Below are 20,178 nucleotides of genomic sequence, written 5' to 3'. Positions count from 1 at the left end.
TCGGGGTGTATCCGGCGTGAAAGGTGGGTTGAGCCGGAATGAAAAATGGTGCTTGTGCTTTTGCCGGCATTCCATGTTTACATTTGTTTTAATTATTACGCCGGTAACGGTCGCGATGGCAACATTTTTCGTCGCGCGATCGTGTCGGTATTTTCACGAATGAATCAAATTCGTTTTGCCGAACCGGGGATAAGCAAGCCGAAGACGCATCGAAGGCCGTTGCGTCTGGCGCCGGGGCCGTACGCAGGGTGGATCGATTCTCGTTCGTTTTCGCACGGAAGCCGGGCCGCATACGCATCGAAGCGTCGTTCGTCAGTGGAAACACGGATGCCGCCCGGCGGGCGACGCGGCGCGCTTCTCAAGTTTGAAACACCCGTTCAACCTGCCGTCCGGCAACGCGCCGCGGGCCGGATTCGTCCGTCTAATCACGGGATTGCGTCATGAAGCGCAGCGATCGCGACGTGTGCCAAACCTTTGCCGCGATACATTCCTGAAACAAAAAACGACGTTTCCGGCGAAAAGCCGCGGCCTGGCGGCGGTTCGGCGCGCGCAACGAACGATGGCGCAACGCGTGGCACGCTGCTTGCGGTATTGGACGCATCGGCGGGCGGTCGACACGATGCAACAAAGATGTGGGGGCGACCAACTCGTCAGTAAGCAGTCGGGGAAACGGCGATGAAGACCATAAGCAGTAGTGTGATCCGCGCGTATTTTGCGCACCAATGGGGTAGTCGGAGAAATCGGGGTGTTGCTCACGACGCAGTGCCAGCGTCGCGGGTATTCCATCGCTTTCCCGGCGTCCGCGCCGGCCGCGTGCCGCGGCGGTTGTCGCGCCTCGTGACGAGCGGGCGACAGGGGTGCCCCCTTTCATTCAGTTCACCCGGATGGGTCAGGCTGTTCGTGCCGGACAGCGTGACGCCGTTTCGTCTTCAACCGTGCAGGGCGGTTTCGATCGCGCCGGGCCAGTACCGGCGCCGGCCGGATTAGATCGAACGCACGTCGGCCGGATTGTCCGGACGCCCTTTCTTCGCCAGCTCAGGGAGCAAACATGCCATCTGTCTGCAATGCGGCACCGTCGTCGCTCGGCTGACGAGCGCCATTTGAACGGCTGTCGTATTTTGCGGTGGTATATATTCGCGCATTTTTGATTTCGAAAACGAATGCCAGTGCCGGTATCCGTTTTCGACGGGGTATCGAAAATCGTGAGCCGGAGGATGCGTGCGTCATTCCGGTTGCGAAATTGGAGGTGTTTTTTAAAAATATTCAATGGTCATAAAAATAATAGAAAACACCTACGCATAAATTTTGGACAAGCTGAAAACATAAAACTAGACTTCGGCTGTCAAAAATGGACAAAAAAATTAAAATTAAGAGCCGGCACGAATTTCTTGATTTGATAGTAATCCTTATTTTTTAAGGATTGCTCGAGGCAGGAAGGTTGATGGCGTGCAGTCTTCCTTGCTCATTCTCTCCACGCCGTTATGGAGTCGACCATGAAGAAGCTTCTGATTGCAGCAGCAGTTCTGGCGGTTTCGGGTGCAGCGTTTGCAGGCAGCGGCACGGTGTCGAGCAGCAATTCGACGAGCGGTGGCCAGACGATGGCCGGAGTTGCCGGGTTCGGCCACTTCTCCGCGACCGATTCGGGCGCAGCACTCGGTGCCGCCGGTGCACTTGCCGGTGGCCCGGGCAGCGCTTCGGTCTCGTACACGAGCCACACGCAAACGTCGACGGTCGGCGGCTTCGGCTTCGGCGGCGCACAGGCTGGCGGCAGCAGCGGTGCGAATGCCGGCTCGACTGGCTGGACGTATCACCACTAAGCCGCGGCGCGTAGCGTTCGTCATTGGCTGGCGGTACGGATGCCGGGCTTCGCCCCATCAGGGCGGGCCTGGCTCCGCCACCGTCGAACTTCCTCACAGCAAGGAATTGCTATGAAAGCCAAAGTCATATTAGCGACAGCGCTCACCGTCCTATCGTCGGCCGCATTGGCAGCAGGTTCGTTCACGAACAACCAGACGCAATCCGTCGCAGCGGGTGTGTCCGGTTCGGTACTGGTCGGATCCGGCAGCTATACGAGCAATTCGACATCGACGGCTGGTGCAAGCGCCGGCAGTACCGTGACACCCGCTGGTTCCGTCGGCACGGCGTCCGCCAACCACAACTCGACTTCGACGGCCAGCGGTTCGGGCATGAACGGAGGCGCGTTCGCGGCAGGCGGCGGTATCGGTGCTGCAGGCTCGTTCGGTGGAAACAGCAAAACGAACGAGAACGCGAATGCGCTGTCGGGAGGGGTGACCGCCACGATCGTACTCGGCGCGAACCACTACACGGCCACGGGTGCGAACGACAACGGCAACGCCAACGCGGGTGCCGCCGGGCTGACGGGCAGTGGTGGGTCTGCTGCGATCACGGGTTCGACTCACTACAACTCGTCGACCGCGTGGAGTACCGGTCCGGCCGGTTCGCCGTCCGCATCGGGTGGAAGCCAGGGCAGTTCGAGCGCGACCGGGAGCAGTCATTAGTCAGGTGTGGGGGGGACCAGTTTCCCAGCGACGCTGGTCTCTTTTCCGCATTGTTGTCACGTAAGGAGTTGGCATGAAGCAGAACCTGATTGCCGCCGCTCTGATGCTCGCGTCTCTGACGGCGTATGGCGCTGACCGTGCTGCCGATGGTGGGCAATCGACTATGCAGACGTCAAACAATCCTGACCAGACAACCAAACCGTCAGAACAACAAACGCTTTCGTCGGGCAGTGCCATCGGCGGACCGGATGCCCAGCAGTGGCAGGGCGTGTCGGCCGGCTCGTGGTCCCAGCTGGGCAGCGGCTGGAAGCAGTTCGGGGAAGCAGCGAAAACTGAAGGCATTCAGGGGAATTAGTACGGTTGCCTGGGTCGGAGGTCAAACCTCGTCCGGAGAGTGAAATGAACAGCAACAGGATCAAGGTGGCATGCGCGGCGATGTTCGCGATGACCACGATCGGTGCCCACGCGCAAACTGCCGACTCGACGTCGAGCGCGCAGTCCTCGACGTCGTCGACGGCCGTCAGCCAGGGTGGCGGTTCGAGCATGAACACGAACACCACGAGCTCGCGCGGCGGCAATGCCACCAGTTCCAGCGGGGTGCGCGGCAGCGGCAATTCGAGCGTGAACTTCAACGTGACGATGCCGTCCAGCACCAGCGGAGGCACGAGCGTGACGCCGCAGTCGCTGCAGTCGTCGGGCGCGCCCGGCACCAACCCGTACAACACCCAGACTTCGGAAAACGTCAACTACTCCGGTACGCAGACGATCAAGACCAACCCGGCGATCCAGGCGCCCGGCCTCACGACCACGCTGTCCGATACCTGCATGGGTTCGGTGAGCGTCGGTGTGTCGTTCCCGGGCTTCGGCGCGACGGGCGGCACGACGCTGGTTGACCAGGCCTGCGTCCGGCGTCTCGATGCGCGTGAATTCCGTGCGATGGGCCTGACCGACGTGGCGCTCGCGCTGCTGTGCCAGAGCGATGCGAACCGGCGCGCGGTGGAAGCGACCGGCCACCTGTGCCCGGGCACGACCGCGCCGCTCGCGCGTTCGAACGTGGCGCCGAGCGTGGAAGCGACCGTCGCGGACGACGTGAAGTATCGCGACCCGATCGTGCGCGACCGCATGGGCCTGCCGCCGCTCGGCTCGGCCGCGCCGGCATCCGCGCCGACGCGTCCGATCCAGACGACGTCGGTGCAGGCAGCGCCTGTTTCGGTGCCGGTTCCGATTCCGGTGCCGGCGGTCGCGCCGGTCGCCGCCGCCCCGGCCGTCGCCGCCCCGGCCGTCGCCGCGCCGGCAGTCGCCGCGGCCACCCCGGCGGTCGCGTCGCCCGCTGTTGCCGCCGCGGCGCCGGCAGTGGCTGCACCGGCGGCAGCGGCGCCCGCGGTTGCTGCGGCACCTGCCGTCGCCGCCGCGCCTGCCGCCGCGGTCGTACCGGCAGCCGCGATGGCGGCCGTGCCGGCTGCGGCTGTCATCGCCGCGCCCGCGGTGGCTGACAAGGCATCGCAAGCGCCTGCCACGCCGGTCGCTGACACGAAGGCCGCCGAGCCCGCCCAGCCCGTGGCTGACACGAAGGCGCCGGAGCCCGCACAGCCCGTTGCCGACACGAAGGCCGCCGAGCCCGCCCAGCCGGTTGCCGACACGAAGGCGCCCGAACCCGTGCAGCCCGTCGCCGACAAGGCACCGGAGCCGATGCCGGCCGCCACCGACAACGCAGCGCAGGCCGCAGGCGAACCGGTTGCCGAACCGATGCCGGCCGCTGCCGTCGTCACGGCGCCGGCAGCCGATGCAAAGGCTGCCGAGCCGGCGCCGCAAGCGACTGTCGAAGCGCCCGCTCCGCAAGCCGCGCTGCCTGAGGCAGCAGCGCCGGCCGACATGCCGACTGCCGACGCGAAGGTGCCCGAAGCGGCCGAATCCGCTGCCGCACCGGCTGCGCCCGCCGCCGACATGCCGGCGTTGAGCGACCCGGCCCAGGCGTTGCCGCCGGCCACGGTCGACCAGCAGGCCGCACCGGCCGCACCGGTTGCGCCGGCGCCGGCCGTCATCTCGACGAGCACGTCGTCGTAAGCACGCGGGGCCGTCTGCCGCGCGGCCGAATGCCGGTCGCCCGGCCGGCGCCCGGCCCCGATGCCCGATGGACGTTTCCGGTTGGACGGGTGTTGGTCCCATCCCCGAGATCAACACCTCTTTTTGCCTGACGAGGATGCAAGGAGGCCTCAATCATGAGGATCTTTTTGGTCGCTTTGCTGCTGGTCAGCGTGCAAGCCGCTGCGCAGACGGTTTTCCAGAATCCCGCGGTGTTCGTGATCCTGAGCGAGCAGACCGCCGCGAATGCCGTGAGCGTTCAGCAGGCGCTGACGACGCTGGGCCGCGCCGACAACACCGCATGCGCGCCGATGGTGATGATCGGCGATCCGCAGATGGTCTACATGATGCCGGAGCAAGGTCATGCGCCGTCGTGGAAGTCGCCGGTATACGGTCGCGGCGCACCGTTCGAAGCGCAGAACGGCCCGACGTCGACGGGCAAGACGGTCGGCGCGATGCAGCATGCCGAGGACATGCAGACGCAGCCGTGGAGCGACGGCAGCGCGATCACGCAGAAGATCGCCGGCGAGTCGAGCGTGACGGCGGCGGACCGCGTGAGCGGGTGGCAGCACAGCGGGCTCGACAGGATCGAGACGGCCCGGGCCGAGGACGTGACGGTGAACGGCAAGACCTACCATGCCTATCGCGACGATCTCAACACGTCGGTGAAGCCGGCCATCGAGCCGCAGATCTACACGCAGCGCGTCGTGTTCTGCCGATAACGAAACATCGATTCGAGGACGGGGCGGCGCCGCGCCGCGGGACCACGGGCCCCGCCGCATGCGATCCGGCAATGGCCGTTCCGACAACCAACCCTACGCGGCGAGGCCATCGTGAACTATTGCTGCCAGCTGAGAGTGTCGGGCCCGCAGGATGTCGAAAGGGAGGCCGGCGCGATGTCGTTCGTCGCCGCCCGGCGCAATCATGCGGTGCCGTCGCGGCCGCTCGTCTACCTGTCGCAGCGGCACGACGCCGCGCTCGCCGACTGCCTGGCGTCGCGCGGCTGGGACGTGTGGCGCGCGAAAACCGTTGCGGACGCACTGAATCTCGTCAAGGCGAACCGCCCGCATGCCGGCATCGTCGATTTCGGCAGTTTCGGGTCGCCCGACATCGCGTCGTTCGAGGCGCTGCTGCGCGACTCGCGCGTCGGCTGGGTCGCGCTCGCCGACGGCGAGCGGCTGCGCGACCTCTCGATCGCGCGCCTGATCCGTCGTTGCTGTTTCGACTACGTGCGCAACGCGACGGCCTATACGACGATCGGCTATCTGGTCGGCCATGCGTACGGGATGCTGAAGCTCGCGGACGGCGACCCGGCTGCCGATGGCGTGCCGCCCGCCGGCGCGATGATCGGCTCGTGCGACGCGATGCGCCGGCTGTTCGCGACGATCCGCAAGGTCGCGAACACGGACGCCACCGTGTTCATCGCCGGCGAATCCGGCACCGGCAAGGAGCTGACCGCGGCGGCGATCCATCAGCAGTCGCTGCGGGCCGATGCGCCGTTCGTCGCCGTGAACTGCGCGGCCATCCCGTCCACGCTGCTGCAGGCCGAACTGTTCGGCCACGAGCGCGGCGCCTTCACGGGCGCGCACCAGCGCAAGATCGGCCGTATCGAGGCCGCGCACGGCGGCACGCTGTTTCTCGACGAGATCGGCGACATGCCGTTCGAGAGCCAGGCGAGCCTGCTGCGATTCCTGCAGGAGGGCAAGATCGAGCGGCTCGGCGGGCACCAGTCGATCGCGGTCGACGTACGGATCGTATCGGCGACCCACGTCGATCTCGAGGCCGCGATGCGAACAGGGCGGTTCCGTGCCGATCTGTACTACCGCTTGTGCGTGCTGCGCATCGACGAGCCGCCGTTGCGCGCACGCGGCCGCGACATCATGCTGCTTGCCGATTACGTGCTGCGGCGTTATCGCGGCGACGGTTCGCACCGGATTCGCGGCTTCACGCCCTGCGCGGTCGAGGCGATCCACAACTATCCCTGGCCGGGCAACGTGCGCGAGTTGATCAACCGGATCCGGTTCGCGGTCGTGATGACGAACGGCCCGCTGATCTCGGCGGCCGATCTCGAACTGCATGCGTACACGTCGCGGCGGCCGCCGACGCTGGCGGAAACGCGCCGGCAGGCCGAGCGGCGCGCGATCGAGGAAACGCTGCTGCGCAACCGCCACCAGCATGCGGACGTCGCGGCCGAACTGGGCATTTCGCGCGCGACGCTGTACCGCCTGATGACCGCACACGGGCTGCACGGCTGATGGGCGCCGGTGCGCGGCGCTCAAGACTGCGCGACAGCGGCCGTTAAGACAGGAAATGACCCGTGCGGACCGCCGGCGCATCGCCGCGCTGGCGGCCGACACGCGGCGCATCACGCTTATCCGAGGGTTATCGTGACAGAGTGCAGTCACTGCGGCAGGACGTTCCTGGTCGGCGGCCGGTCGATCGACGGCCGCCGCTATTGCAGCCGGGTGTGCGCCCGCGCGCATCCGATCATCGTCGAGGCCGAACGGGTGCCCGACGCGAAAGTCCGGCAGTATGTCGACGACTGGCGCTACGGGCCGTGCCCGATCTGCCTGCGCGAAGGGCGGCCGGTCGACGTCCATGCGTCGCATCGCGTCGTGTCGCTCGTGTTCGTCACCCGCTGGGCGACGCGGCGCCACGTGTGTTGCCGCCGCTGCGGACGCCGGAAGCAGGCGCTCGCGCTGCTCGCGTCGGCCGCGCTCGGTTGGTGGGGGCTGCCGTGGGGCATCGTGCTGACGCCGATCCAGCTCGTGCGCAACGCGCTCGGGCTGGCCGCGCGCGATCCGGAGGTCGCGACGCAGCAGTTCGAGCAGTTCGTGCGGCGCAAGCTGGCGGCGCGCCGGCTCGCGCGTGCGGAGCAGGGCGCCGGCACCTGATCGCGCGCGCCGGCGCGTCGCGCCCGCTCAGGCCGGCCGCTCGAAGCCCGACGCGACCCAGCGTTCCGCGCTGGCCTTGTTGAGCTTGAACCCGGCCGACACCTTCGCTTCGGCCAGCAGCTCGCCATACGAATCGAATGCCTTCAGTTGCGCGTACGGCTCGAACTCGTCCGGCACGATGTCGAGCGTCACCGATACCTCCTGCCCGTCGTCGCCCTGGACCGTCACTTCCTTGTGCAGCATCGCGCGCCGCTGCTGCTCGTGCCGCATCAGCACCTCGGTCGCGGTTTTCACGAGCGTGCGGAACGCGTTCGCGTCCATCGGTTTCGGATTCTTCTTGTCGCGGCCCATCGTCCAAGGCCCGACGAGCGCGGGCTCGGACTCGCCGTCCTTGATCATCTCGACGGCCCAGCCGTCGTCGTCTTCGTTCTTGATGATGCGGGCCGTCCAGCCGTTGTCGCGCCAGAGGCCGTCTTCGTGGATGGAGGTGTCGTCGGATTGCAGATCGGAGTCGGTCATGAGGAAAAGGGGCGAGTGCGGGCAGCCGGCAAAAGGGCGGTGGCGCGCGGCCGGCAGCGGCGCATCGCGCGCCGCCGGCGAGCCCGGAGTGGCATGCAAAGGCCGTAATTTTACCTGCTGGCGACCGCATGGCGCGCAACCTCGGCCATCGGGCCGATGCCGCGACCGTCGGCCGCTGGCCGCCGGCCGCCTGAACCCGCGCAAATATCAAACTTGTATTACCTCCCCGGCGGCCGATCCACGTGCCGTCCGATATCCCGCCCGCGCACGGCTTCCTAGAATCGGGTGGCAGGCTAAAAATAGCCTGCTCATCCTTTCAACGCTTGGCCGGCCGCCCGCGTTCCGCGCCGCGCGGCCGGCGAACCACCAGGAACTGCGCATGAGGAAATTCAATGTTCGCATCGTCGTCGCTTACGACTGGCCGCTGACGCTGGCCGGCATCGAGCAGGTCGCCGGCAGCGCCTGCGCGATCGAGCTCGTCGCGGTCTGCCGGAGCACGGCCGAACTGGTCGCGTCGCTCGGCGCGGTCGACTGCGATGTCGTGCTGGTCGACTATGCGATCCGCGGCGACGCGCGGATGGACGGCCTCGCGCTGTTCGGCTGGCTGCGCCGCACGCGGCCGAACGTCGGGATCGTCGCGCTGGTCGCGAACGAGAATCCGCTGATTTTCCGGTCGATCATCGCGACCGGCGGCGTGAGCGTCGTCAGCAAGTTCGACGAGGTCGGCCACATCGTCACGGCGATCCATTCGAGCTACAGCGGCGGCGCGTACCTGTCGCCGGTCGTCAGGCGCGCGCTCGACACGCTCGGCGAGCGCGGCGAGGCGCCGGTGAAGCTGACGGCCCGCGAGATCGAGGTGATTCGCCTGTACCTGTCGGGCGTGCCGATCAAGACGATCGCGCAGCGCCTGAGCAAGGGCAAGCAGACGGTCAGCGCGCAGAAGATGAGCGCGATGAAGAAGCTCGGCGCGAGCAACGACGTCGAGCTGATCCAGCGGGCGGCCGGACTGGGGCTCGGCGGCGGGGCGGGCGCGCTGCCGGCCGGCGGCGCCGCTTGAGCATGCCCGCGCCCGCCGGGCGTCTTCAGGCCGGCAACGCGAACCGCGTGACGGCGTCGCGCAGTGCCTCGGCCTGATCGCGCAGCGAATGCGCGGCTGCCGCCGCCTGTTCGACCAGCGCCGCATTCTGCTGCGTGACCTGGTCCATCTCGCCCACCGCGCGATTGACCTGTTCGATCCCGGCGCTCTGCTCGCGCGACGCATGGCTGATTTCGTCGAGGATCTCGTTCACGCGCCGCACCGACTGCACGAGCTCGGACATCGTCTCGCCCGCGTTGGAAACGAGCGCCGCGCCGTGTTCGACCGTCTCGTTCGACGACACGATCAGCGACTTGATTTCCTTCGCCGCCGTCGCCGAGCGTTGCGCGAGCGAGCGCACTTCGGCCGCGACCACCGCGAAGCCGCGGCCCTGTTCGCCCGCGCGCGCCGCCTCGACGGCCGCGTTCAGCGCGAGGATGTTGGTCTGGAACGCGATGCCGTCGATCACGCCGATGATGTCGCCGATCTTGTGCGAGCGGTCGGTGATCTCGTTCATCGTCCGCACGACGTCGTCGACCACCGCGCTGCCGCGCGTCGCGACCTGCGCGGCCTGGCCGGCGAGTGCCGCGGCCTGCGCGGCGCTGTCCGCGTTCTGTTTCACGTTCGCGGTCATCTGGTCCATGCTCGACGCGGTCTGCACGAGCGCGGCCGCTTGTTCCTCGGTGCGCTGCGACAGGTCCGTGTTGCCGGACGCGATCTCGCTTGCGCCGACGTTGATGTTCTCGGTGCCGGTCCGTACGCGCGACACCATGTCGATCAGCCCGCCCTGCATCGTGTGCAGCGCATGCAGCAGGCTGCCTCGATCGTCCTGCTTCACGGTCACGCGCGCGGTCAGGTCGCCTTGCGCGATGCGCTGCGCGGCGTCGAGCGCGACTTCGAGCTCGCCGCCCAGGTTCGCGCGCACGCTCTTCAGCACCATCACCATCACGGCAGTCGCGATCGCGCCGAGCACGGCCGTCATCGCGAACCAGCGGCCGATGCTCGCGAGCACCGCCGTGCGCACGTCGTTCATGTACATGCCCGTCACCAGATACCAGTCCCACGGCGCGAAGCGCTGCACGGCGCTGGTTTTCTCCTGCGGCTTGTCGGCGCCCGGTTTCGGCCACAGATATTCGACGAAACCCTTGCCGCCCTCGGCGTTGCCGGCCTTCACGATCTCGACGAAGAGGTGCTTGCCGTCCGGGTCGGTGAAGTTCGACACGTCCTTGCCGTTGAGATCGGTCTTGATCGGATGCATCACGATCACCGGCTTCGAATCGTTGATCGAGATGTAGCCGTCAGCGCCGTGACGCATCGCCGCGATCGCCTCGAGCGCCTTCTGCTTCGCATCCGCTTCCGGCAGCGCGTTCTGCTGCGACAGCTTGTAGTAATGGTCCGTCACGCTCGCGGCCTGCGCGACCAGCGAGGCCAACTGGTCGCGGCGGTCCGCGATCATCGACGCGCGCGTCTGCCATGCGCCGAGCCCGGCGATCACGAGCAGGCCGAGCCACAGGATGACGATCATCGAGGCGAGTTTCTGATTCAGCGAAAGGTTGCGCATGGTGTGTGGTCGGTCAGTCGAGGAGGCTCGCCGGGGCGGCGTGACGGGATAAGTATCTTGACGGCGCTCGACGCGCGTTACCGTAGACGGGTTATCCCTAGGAATCGGTGCCGCCGCCCATCCCTTCGCTGCCGGTAAGGGTATCTATGCATATGCATAAAGGGTATCGCTATACTGTCGGGCGATGGTGTACGCGCTGCGCGCCCGGGGCTGGCGCCGGCGCGGGCGCTGAACGAAACCGAAAGGAGGCAACGATGCGAATTCTGGTGGTAGGGGCCGGCGCGGTCGGCGGGTACTTCGGCGGCCGGCTGGCCGCGGCAGGGCGTGATGTGACGTTCCTGGTGCGCGACGGCCGGGCCGCGGCACTGGCACGCGACGGGTTGCTGATCCGCAGCCCGCGCGGCGACCTGACGCTGGCGAACGTGCAGACGGTGCGCGCGGCCGACGCGAACGCGGGCATTGCGCCGTTCGACCTCGTGCTGCTGAGCTGCAAGGCATACAGCCTCGACGACGCGATTGCGTCGTTCGCGCCGTTCGTCGGGCCGCGGACGCTGATCCTGCCGATGCTCAACGGGATGCGCCACCTCGACGTGCTGCGCGAGCGCTTCGGCGCCGCGCAGGTGCTCGGCGGGCTGTGCGTGATCGCGGCCACGCTCGATCGCGAGCAGCGCATCGTGCACCTGAACGATACGCACGGCGTGACGTTCGGCGAGCTCGCCGGCGGCGAATCGCCGCGCGTGCGGGCGGTTGCCGACGTGCTCGGCGGCGCGGGCTTCGACGCGACGCTCAGCGACGACGTCGCCGCACGGATGTGGGAAAAATGGGTGTTCCTCGCCACGCTCGCCGCGAGCACGTCGCTGTTTCGCGGCTCGGTCGGCGACATTCTGGCCGCGCCGGATGGCCGCCGCCTGCTCGAGACGATGCTCGCCGAATGCAGCGCGATCGCCGAACACAATGGCCACCGGCCCGATCCGGTCGCCATCGAACGGATGCAGCGGATGGTGCTGACGCCGTCGCCGCTCACCGCGTCGATGCTCCGCGACGTCGAGAACCATGCGCGTGTCGAAGCCGATCACGTGATCGGCGACCTGCTCGCGCGGCGCGACCCGCAGGCGGCCGACGCGTTGTCGCTGCTGCGAATCGCGTACAACCACCTGAAAGCGTACGAGGTGCGCACCGCGCGCGAGCACGCGAGCGCGTAGGCGCCGGCGCGGGCGGCCGCACGGCCGTTCCGCACTGCACAAATTTGCCGTCCGGCGCCGTTTGCGGCCGGATCGCGCAAAAAAGTATCGGAAATCAGGCGTAAAGTTGGTGGAGCCGCGTACGCGATCGACCTACATTGCTTCCCATGCGACCGGTCGCGTCGCCGCGCGGAACGCGGCAACACGCGGCGCGCCGCCGAACAGGCCGGCCAGCGATACATGGGAATGGAGACGCCAACATGATGCACCCCGATCTCGAAGTGGTCGACGTGCGACGCGACGAGTCGTTCAAGGTCTGGTCGCACGGCTATCCGTATCGCACGATCCGTTGGCATTTCCATCCCGAATTCGAGCTGCACCTGATCGTCGCGACGCACGGCAAGTATTTCGTCGGCGATCACGTCGGCTCGTTCGGCCCCGGCCATCTCGTGCTGCTCGGCCCGAACCTGCCGCACAACTGGGTCAGCGACATGGCCGAAGGCGAAACCGTCGAGCGCCGCAATCTCGTGATCCAGTTCGACCCGGCGTTCGTCCGGCGCTGCATGGACGCGTTTCCCGAATGCCGCGACGCGCAGGCGCTGCTCGACGATGCGCGCCGCGGAGTCGGTTTCGACGCCGCGACGAGTGCCGCGATCGCGCCGCTGTTCGACGCATTGCTGGCGGCGCGCGGCATGCGCCGCATCGCGCTGTTCATGACGATCCTTGAACGCCTGTGCGGCGCGGCCGAACGCACGCTGCTCGCGAGCCCCGCGTACGACCAGACCGACGTCACGCCGACGCGGTTGAGCCACGCGCTGTCGTATATCGGCAAGAACCTCGCGTCCGAGCTGCGCGAATCCGATCTCGCGCAGCTGACCGGGCAGAGCGTCAGCGCGTTCTCGCGCGCGTTCCATCGCCAGACGGGCATGCCGTTCGTCCAGTACGTGAATCGTCTGCGGATCGAATCCGCGTGCCAGATGCTGCTCGCCGACGACGCGAACATCACCGACATCTGCTTCCAGGCCGGCTTCAACAACGTGTCGAACTTCAACCGCCAGTTCCGCGCGGTGAAGGGGATGGCGCCGTCCGAATTCCGTGCGCTGCAGCGCCTGAACGCACGCAGCCGCGACCTGGCGCTGCATGCGGCGCCGACCGGCAACCCGATGCCGCCGCGCGTGCTGACGCCCGGCGCGCCCGAACTCGCCCCGCAGCCCGGATGATCGCCGGGCCGTTGCCCGCCTGAGTTTCCCCTCCGTTTCACCCAGCCGATCGCGCCGTTCACGTCGCGAGGGGCGTATTCACCCACGAAAAAGCCGCACACAATTCTGGAGACACCGTCATGACGCACGCATCGCCCGCCTCATTCCCCCGTCGCGCCGCCCGCATGGCGGCCGTTGCCGCGCTCGCCGCCGCGGCGTGGCTGCCCGTCATGGCCGCGCAGGCCGCGCCGCTGCGGATCGGCATGACGTTCCAGGAGCTGAACAACCCGTATTTCGTGACGATGCAGAAGGCGCTGAACGACGCGGCCGCGTCGATCGGCGCGCAGGTCGTCGTCACCGATGCGCATCACGACGTCAGCAAGCAGGTGAGCGACGTCGAGGACATGCTGCAGAAGAAGATCGACATCCTGCTCGTGAACCCGACCGACTCGACCGGCATCCAGTCGGCGATCACGCAGGCGAAGAAGGCCGGCGCGGTGGTGGTGGCCGTCGACGCGAACGCGAACGGCCCGGTCGACTCGTTCGTCGGCTCGAAGAACTACGACGCCGGCGTGATGTCGTGCGAATACCTCGCGAAGGCGATCGGCGGCAGCGGCGAGGTCGCGATCCTCGACGGCATCCCGGTCGTGCCGATCCTCGAACGCGTGCGCGGCTGCAAGGCCGGGCTCGCGAAATTCCCGAACGTGAAGCTGGTCGACACGCAGAACGGCAAGCAGGAGCGCGCGACCGCGCTGTCGGTCACCGAAAACATGATCTCCGCGCATCCGAACCTGAAGGGCATCTTCAGCGTGAACGACGGCGGCTCGATGGGCGCGCTCGCGGCCATCGAAGGGTCGGGCAAGGACATCAAGCTGACGAGCGTCGACGGCGCGCCCGAGGCGATCGCCGCGATCCAGAAGCCGAACTCGAAGTTCATCGAGACGACCGCGCAGTTCCCGGCCGACCAGGTGCGCATCGCGCTCGGCATCGCGATGGCGCGCAAGTGGGGCGCGACGGTGCCGAAGGCGATCCCGGTCGACGTGAAGGTGGTCGATCGCGGCAACGCGAAGGGCTTCAGCTGGTGAACGACGTGCGACGCGACGCGAAGGGCGGCGGCACGGCCGAGGCCCTTCGCACGGAGAAGCCGATGGACACGATACTCAGGCTCAGCCACATCACGAAAAGCTTTCCGGGCGTGAAGGCGCTGTCCGACATTCATCTGGACATCGCGCGCGGCGAGATTCATGCACTGCTCGGCGAGAACGGCGCGGGCAAGTCGACGCTGATGAAGATCCTGTGCGGCATTCATCAGCCGGATGCCGGCACGATCGAGATCGACGGCACCGCGCGCCATTTCGCGGACTATCACGACGCGGTCGCGGCGGGCGTCGGCATCGTGTTCCAGGAATTCAGCCTGATTCCGCACCTCGATGCCGTCGACAACCTGTTCCTCGGCCGCGAGCTGCGCAACCGCTGGGGCGCGCGCGACCGCAAGCGGATGCGCCACGCGGCCGCCGCGATCTTCGCGCGCCTGGGCGTCGCGATCGATCTCGATGCGCCGATCCGCGCGCTGTCGGTCGCGCAGCAGCAGTTCGTCGAGATCGGCAAGGCACTGTCGCTCGACGCGCGCATCCTGATCCTCGACGAGCCGACCGCCACGCTCACACCGGCCGAGGCCGGGCACCTGTTCGCGATCATGCGCGAGCTGAAGCGCCAGGGCGTTGCGATGATCTTCATCTCGCACCATCTCGACGAGATCTTCGCGGTGTGCGACCGCATCACGGTGCTGCGCGACGGCCAGTACGTGGCGACGACCGACGTCGCGCGCACCGACGTCGAGCAACTGGTGCGGATGATGGTCGGCCGCCGGATCGAGAGCAGCTTTCCGCCGAAGCCCAGGTTGCCGAGCGACGCGCCGGCCGTGCTCGAAGTCGACGCGCTGCAGATCGAGCGCGACGGCCCCGTGAACCGCTTCACGTTGCGAGCCGGCGAGATTCTCGGTTTCGCCGGGCTGGTCGGCTCGGGCCGCACCGAGACCGCGCTCGCGGTGATCGGCGCGACGCGTGCGCACCGCAAGGACGTGCGTGTACGCGGCACGGCGGCGAAGCTCGCCGATCCGGCCGATGCGTTGCGCGCCGGTATCGGCATCCTGCCGGAGAGCCGCAAGACGGAAGGGCTCGTCACGTCGTTCTCGATCCGCGACAACATCTCGCTGAACAATCTCGGCAAGTACCGGTCGATGCGCTGGCTGATCGACCGCGGCAGCGAGGCGCGCACGACCCACGACGTGATGCGGCGTGTCGGCGTGAAGGCGCCGTCGATCCACACGGAAGTCGCGACGCTGTCCGGCGGCAACCAGCAGAAGGTCGTGATCGCGCGCTGGCTGAACCATCACACGTCGGTGCTGATCTTCGACGAGCCGACGCGCGGCATCGACGTCGGCGCGAAAGCCGAAATCTACGGGCTGATGCGCGAACTCACCGCGCGCGGCTACGCCATCATCATGATCTCGTCCGAGCTGCCGGAAATCGTCGGCATGTGCGATCGCGTCGCCGTATTCCGGCAAGGACGCATCGAGGCGACGCTCGCCGGCGACGAGATCGATCCCGACACGGTCATGACCTATGCCACGGCCGGCACGCGAGGAGCGACCCATGAACCTGCCTGATTCTTCTTCCACGCCTTCCACGACGCTCGCGGCGACGGCCGGCGACGCGCCGCCGCCACGCGCGCCGTGGACGCAGCTGCGGCGCTCGACGCTGTTCTATCCGCTCGTCGGCCTGATCGTCGTATGCATCGCGATGATGATCGCGAGCCCGAGCTTCCTGTCCGCCGCGAACCTCGAGAACGTGCTGCGCCAGGTGTCGATCAACGCGATCATCGCGGTCGGCATGACCTGCGTGATCCTGACCGGCGGGATCGACCTGTCGGTCGGCTCGGTGATGGCGCTGTCGGGCACGCTCGCGGCCGGGTTGATGGTCGCGGGCGTCAATGCGGTCGCCGCGCTCGCGATCGGCATCGCGGTCGGCCTCGGCTTCGGCTTCCTGAACGGCGTGTTCGTCGCGTTCGCGGGGATGCCGCCGATCATCGTCACGCTTGCCACGATGGGCATCGCGCGCGGCCTCGCGCTGATCTATACGGGCGGCTATCCGATCGACGGCCTGCCCGACTGGGTCGCGTTCTTCGGCAGCGGCAAGGTGCTCGGCATCCAGGCGCCCGTGCTGATCATGCTGGTGGTGTACGCGATCGCGTGGCTGCTGCTCGACCGCATGCCGTTCGGCCGCTACGTGTATGCGATCGGCGGCAACGAGCAGGCGACGCGGCTCACCGGCGTGCGCGTCGCGCGCGTGAAGCTGATCGTCTACACGCTGGCCGGCGTCACGTCGGCGCTGGCCGCGATCGTGCTGACCGGCCGGCTGATGAGCGGGCAGCCGAACGCGGGCGTCGGCTTCGAGCTCGATGCGATCGCGGCCGTCGTGATGGGCGGCACGTCGATCTCGGGCGGGCGCGGCGCGATCCTCGGCACGCTGGTCGGCGCGCTGCTGCTCGGCGTGCTCAACAACGGGCTGAACATGATCGGCGTGAACCCGTATGTGCAGAACGTGATCAAGGGCGGAATCATCCTGCTCGCGATCTACATCAGCCGCGAACGGTCGCGGTAACGATCGATTCATCGGTCTTCCGAATCATCAACGAAAGAGACAACTCATGACGACACCCGAAGCCCAGCCGCGGATGACCGCGGTCGTCTGCCACGGCCCCGAGGATTACCGCGTCGAGCAGGTCGCGAAGCCGCGCCCCGGCGCGAACGAGCTCGTGATCCGCATCGCCGCGTGCGGGATCTGCGCGAGCGACTGCAAGTGCTATACCGGCGCGAAGATGTTCTGGGGCGGCCCGAGCCCGTGGGTGAAGGCGCCCGTGATTCCCGGCCATGAATTCTTCGGTTACGTCGAAGCGCTCGGCGAAGGCGCGGCCGAGCATTTCGGCGTGGCGCCGGGCGACCGCGTGATCGCCGAGCAGATCGTGCCGTGCGGCAAGTGCCGCTATTGCAAGTCGGGCCAGTACTGGATGTGCGAAGTGCACAACATCTTCGGCTTCCAGCGCGAGGTCGCCGACGGCGGGATGGCCGACTACATGCGCATCCCGCCGACCGCGATCGTCCACAAGATCCCGCTCGGCGTATCGCTCGAGGATGCGGCGATCATCGAGCCGCTGTCGTGCGCGATCCACACCGTGAACCGCGGTGACGTCCAGCTCGACGACGTCGTCGTGATTGCCGGCGCGGGCCCGCTGGGGCTGATGATGACGCAGGTCGCGCACCTGAAGACGCCGAAGCGGCTCGTCGTGATCGACCTGATCGACGAACGGCTCGAACTCGCGCGGCAGTACGGCGCCGACGTGACGATCAACCCGAAGCGCGACGATGCGCGCGAGATCGTCCGCGCGCTGACCGACGGCTACGGCTGCGACGTGTACATCGAGACGACCGGTGCGCCGGTCGGCGTGAACCAGGGGCTCGACCTGATCCGCAAGCTGGGCCGCTTCGTCGAATTCAGCGTGTTCGGCGAGGATGCGACGGTCGACTGGTCGATCATCGGCGACCGCAAGGAGCTCGACGTGCGCGGCGCGCACCTGGGGCCATACTGCTATCCGGTCGCGATCGACCTGCTCGCGCGCGGGCTCGTCACGTCGAAAGGCATCGTCACGCACGATTTCGCGCTCGAGGACTGGGACGACGCGATCCGCGTCGCGAAATCGCCCGAATCGATCAAGGTGCTGCTGAAGCCGGCCCGCTGATGCGGCCGGCGTGCGCGTTACCGGAGACATCATGGAATACGTGATTGGCGTCGACATCGGCACGCAGAGCACCAAGGCGCTGCTGGTCGACCGGCATGGCACGATCGTCGCGCGGCACGCGGCCGGCTACCAGCCCGATACGCCGCGCCCGCTGTGGGCCGAGCAGTGGCCGCAGGTCTGGTTCGACGCGGTGCTCGAGTGCATCGCGGGGTGCGTGCGCGACGCGCGTGCGCAGGGCGTGCCGGCCGCTGCGATCCGCGCGGTGTGCGTGAGCAGCCTGTACGGCGGCTCGGGCATTCCGGTCGACATCGACATGCGGCCGCTGCATCCGTGCCTGATCTGGATGGACCGGCGCGCGACCGCGGAAGTCGACTGGGTCAACGAACACGTGAACGTCGAGCGGCTGCGCGTGATCACGGGCAATGGCGTCGACAGCTACTACGGCTTCACGAAGATGCTGTGGCTGCGCGGCCAGCGGCCGGACGTGTGGGCGAACGTGCGCTATTTCCTGCCGCCGAACGCGTACGTGATCTACCTGCTGACCGGCGAAGTGGCGGTCGATCACAGTTCGGCCGGCAACATCGGCGGCGTGTACGACGTCGCGCGCCGCGAGTGGTCCGACGACGCGCTCGACATGCTCGGCATTCCGGCGACGATGATGCCCGAGCGGCTCGTCGATTCGACGGAGATCGTCGGCGGGCTGCTGTCGCAGTGGACGGAGCAGCTCGGCGTGCCGGCCGGCACGCCCGTCGTCGCGGGCGGTGTCGACGCGGCCGTCGCGACCTTCGCGGCCGGCGCGACGCGTACCGGGCAGCATGTCGCGATGATCGGCACCAGCATGTGCTGGGGCTACGTGAGCCGGCATGTCGATGCGCGGCACGGGCTCGTCAGCATGCCGCACGTGTTCGACGGGCAGCGCGACCTGTACGTGTTCGGCGGCGCGATCACGGCCGGCGCGTCGGTTGCGTGGTTCCGCGACCAGTTCTGCCAGGCGGAAATCGATGCGGCGCGCCTGCTGCCGCACGGCGATCCGCACGTGCTGCTCGAGGCGGCGGCCGAACGCGTGCCGGCCGGCGCCGACGGCGTGCTGTTCCTGCCGTACCTGATGGGCGAGCGCAGCCCGGTGTGGGATGCGAAGGCCAGCGGCGCATTCGTCGGGCTGAGTCTCGCGCATACGCGCGCGCACCTGTATCGCGCGGTGCTCGAAGGCGTCGCGTTCGCGTTGCGCCACAACATCGAGGCCGGCCGGCGCGGCGCGGTCGCGCTGGACGACCGGTTGATCGTCGTCGGCGGCGCCGCGCATTCGGCGCTGTGGATGCAGATCATCGCCGACGTGACGGGTTTTCCGGTGTGGACGATCGAGCAGGACGTCGAAGCCGCGATGGGCGCCGCGCTGCTCGCGGGGGTCGGGGCGGGGCTCGTGTCGCACGACGAGGCGCAAGGGGGCTGGGTCACGCTCGTCGAGCGTGCGCGGCCCGACGCCGGCCGCGCCGCGACGTACGACGCGCGTTTCTCGCTCTACACGGCGCTGTATCCGGCACTCAAGCCGATCATGCACAGGCTGGGCACATCATGAACACACGATTCGATTTCAGCGGTGCGCGGGTGCTCGTCACGGGGGCATCGAGCGGGATCGGGCGCGCGTGCGCGGTCGCGCTGGCGCAGGCCGGTGCGCAGGTCGTCGCGGCGGCGCGCGACATGGCCGCGCTCGATGCGCTGGCCGGCGAGACCGCGTGCGAGACATTGCGCATCGACGTCGGCGGCGACGAGCGTGCGATCGACGCGGCGCTCGCCGCGCACGATGCGTTCGACGGCCTCGTCAATTGCGCGGGGATCGCGTCGCTCGAACCGGCACTCGAGGTCGGCGCCGAACAGTTCGATCGCGTGATGGCCGTCAATGCGCGCGGTGCGGCGCTCGTCGCACGCGCCGTCGCGCGGAAGATGATCGAACGCGACGCGCGCGGCGCGGCCCGGGCACGGGGCAGCATCGTCAACGTGTCGAGCCAGGCCGCGCTGGTCGGCCTGCCCGCGCATTTGAGCTACTGCGCGTCGAAGGCGGCGATGGACGCGATCACGCGCGTGCTGTGCATCGAACTCGGGCCGCACGGCATTCGTGTGAACAGCGTGAACCCGACCGTCACGCTCACGCCGATGGCGCAGTTCGCGTGGAGCGAGCCGGAGAAGCGCGCGCCGATGCTGGCCGCGATTCCGCTCGGGCGCTTTGCGGAACCCGACGAAGTCGTCGAGCCGATCCTGTTTTTGCTGAGCGACGCGGCGTCGATGATCAGCGGCGTGTCGCTGCCGGTCGACGGCGGGTATACGGCGCGCTAGGCCGCGTCACGCGGCGATCG

Annotated in this window: 19 protein-coding genes; 17 read left to right on the top strand and 2 right to left on the bottom strand. The window is 67.8% G+C overall.

Annotation, left to right across the window (positions count from 1 at the left end):
* Positions 1-45 precede the first annotated feature (45 nt).
* The 8 genes from WJ12_RS36160 (at position 46) to WJ12_RS30230 (ending at position 7,495) form a co-directional block, all read left to right on the top strand.
* Positions 46-444: a hypothetical protein gene (locus tag WJ12_RS36160; protein ID WP_141727549.1), complete on the top strand. Its 399-nt coding sequence runs from the start codon at positions 46-48 to the stop codon at positions 442-444.
* 1,049 nt (positions 445-1,493) lie between these two features.
* Complete coding sequence (locus tag WJ12_RS30260; RefSeq protein WP_034189521.1) at positions 1,494-1,817, top strand: hypothetical protein; 324 nt, start codon at positions 1,494-1,496, stop codon at positions 1,815-1,817.
* A gap of 111 nt (positions 1,818-1,928) precedes the next feature.
* Positions 1,929-2,519: a hypothetical protein gene (locus WJ12_RS30255; RefSeq protein WP_034189416.1), complete on the top strand. Its 591-nt coding sequence runs from the start codon at positions 1,929-1,931 to the stop codon at positions 2,517-2,519.
* 73 nt (positions 2,520-2,592) lie between these two features.
* Positions 2,593-2,874: a hypothetical protein gene (locus WJ12_RS30250; protein WP_034189417.1), complete on the top strand. Its 282-nt coding sequence runs from the start codon at positions 2,593-2,595 to the stop codon at positions 2,872-2,874.
* Positions 2,875-2,918: 44 nt separating this feature from the next.
* Positions 2,919-4,583 carry a hypothetical protein gene (locus tag WJ12_RS30245; RefSeq protein ID WP_059556783.1) on the top strand — a complete coding sequence of 555 codons (1,665 nt, stop codon included), beginning with the start codon at positions 2,919-2,921 and terminating at the stop codon, positions 4,581-4,583.
* Positions 4,584-4,738: 155 nt separating this feature from the next.
* Entirely contained in the window at positions 4,739-5,323 is a 585-nt protein-coding gene (locus WJ12_RS30240; RefSeq protein ID WP_059556782.1) for a hypothetical protein, read from the top strand.
* A gap of 174 nt (positions 5,324-5,497) precedes the next feature.
* Positions 5,498-6,856 carry a sigma-54 dependent transcriptional regulator gene (locus tag WJ12_RS30235; protein WP_233622691.1) on the top strand — a complete coding sequence of 453 codons (1,359 nt, stop codon included), beginning with the start codon at positions 5,498-5,500 and terminating at the stop codon, positions 6,854-6,856.
* A 132-nt stretch (positions 6,857-6,988) separates the two neighbouring features.
* Positions 6,989-7,495 (top strand): hypothetical protein, encoded by a 507-nt coding sequence (locus tag WJ12_RS30230; protein WP_059556780.1) that lies wholly within the window; start codon positions 6,989-6,991, stop codon positions 7,493-7,495.
* A gap of 27 nt (positions 7,496-7,522) precedes the next feature.
* Here WJ12_RS30230 and WJ12_RS30225 read toward each other — a convergent pair whose 3' ends face one another.
* A complete protein-coding gene (locus tag WJ12_RS30225) occupies positions 7,523-8,014 on the bottom strand; it encodes a hypothetical protein (RefSeq protein WP_034189422.1) in 492 nt (163 codons plus the stop codon).
* Between the two features lie 379 nt (positions 8,015-8,393).
* Between WJ12_RS30225 and WJ12_RS30220 the strand changes: the two genes are divergently transcribed.
* Positions 8,394-9,071: a LuxR C-terminal-related transcriptional regulator gene (locus WJ12_RS30220; protein ID WP_059556779.1), complete on the top strand. Its 678-nt coding sequence runs from the start codon at positions 8,394-8,396 to the stop codon at positions 9,069-9,071.
* A 25-nt stretch (positions 9,072-9,096) separates the two neighbouring features.
* On the opposite strand, the gene WJ12_RS30215 is transcribed toward WJ12_RS30220, so the two are convergent.
* On the bottom strand, positions 9,097-10,650 hold the full coding sequence (locus WJ12_RS30215; RefSeq protein WP_034189424.1) for a methyl-accepting chemotaxis protein: 1,554 nt from the start codon (positions 10,648-10,650) through the stop codon (positions 9,097-9,099).
* Between the two features lie 254 nt (positions 10,651-10,904).
* Here WJ12_RS30215 and panE point away from each other — a divergent pair, with 254 nt between their 5' ends.
* The 8 genes from panE (at position 10,905) to WJ12_RS30175 (ending at position 20,158) form a co-directional block, all read left to right on the top strand.
* Entirely contained in the window at positions 10,905-11,852 is a 948-nt protein-coding gene (gene panE / locus WJ12_RS30210) for a 2-dehydropantoate 2-reductase (protein ID WP_034189522.1), read from the top strand.
* 239 nt (positions 11,853-12,091) lie between these two features.
* Positions 12,092-13,051, top strand: coding sequence for an AraC family transcriptional regulator (locus WJ12_RS30205; RefSeq protein WP_034189425.1), 960 nt, complete (start codon positions 12,092-12,094; stop codon positions 13,049-13,051).
* Positions 13,052-13,170: 119 nt separating this feature from the next.
* On the top strand, positions 13,171-14,115 hold the full coding sequence (locus WJ12_RS30200) for a substrate-binding domain-containing protein (RefSeq protein ID WP_069245968.1): 945 nt from the start codon (positions 13,171-13,173) through the stop codon (positions 14,113-14,115).
* Positions 14,116-14,177: 62 nt separating this feature from the next.
* On the top strand, positions 14,178-15,698 hold the full coding sequence (locus tag WJ12_RS30195) for a sugar ABC transporter ATP-binding protein (RefSeq protein WP_069246049.1): 1,521 nt from the start codon (positions 14,178-14,180) through the stop codon (positions 15,696-15,698).
* Positions 15,685-16,692, top strand: coding sequence for an ABC transporter permease (locus WJ12_RS30190; protein WP_034189427.1), 1,008 nt, complete (start codon positions 15,685-15,687; stop codon positions 16,690-16,692). The genes WJ12_RS30195 and WJ12_RS30190 overlap by 14 nt, the downstream gene beginning before the upstream one ends.
* 46 nt (positions 16,693-16,738) lie before the next feature.
* Complete coding sequence (locus WJ12_RS30185; protein WP_034189428.1) at positions 16,739-17,827, top strand: alcohol dehydrogenase catalytic domain-containing protein; 1,089 nt, start codon at positions 16,739-16,741, stop codon at positions 17,825-17,827.
* 31 nt (positions 17,828-17,858) lie between these two features.
* The gene (locus WJ12_RS30180; protein ID WP_069245967.1) at positions 17,859-19,403 is read left to right on the top strand and encodes an FGGY-family carbohydrate kinase; all 1,545 of its coding nucleotides are present in this window, start codon (positions 17,859-17,861) and stop codon (positions 19,401-19,403) included.
* Positions 19,400-20,158 carry an SDR family oxidoreductase gene (locus WJ12_RS30175; RefSeq protein WP_034189430.1) on the top strand — a complete coding sequence of 253 codons (759 nt, stop codon included), beginning with the start codon at positions 19,400-19,402 and terminating at the stop codon, positions 20,156-20,158. Before WJ12_RS30180 ends, WJ12_RS30175 begins: the two co-directional genes overlap by 4 nt.
* Positions 20,159-20,178: the final 20 nt, after the last annotated feature.

Source organism: Burkholderia seminalis (genome assembly GCF_001718535.1).
GTDB classification, from domain to species: domain Bacteria; phylum Pseudomonadota; class Gammaproteobacteria; order Burkholderiales; family Burkholderiaceae; genus Burkholderia; species Burkholderia seminalis.
The sequence above is the reverse complement of the archived record's forward strand: the minus strand, read 5'-3'. Positions and strand labels throughout refer to the sequence as shown.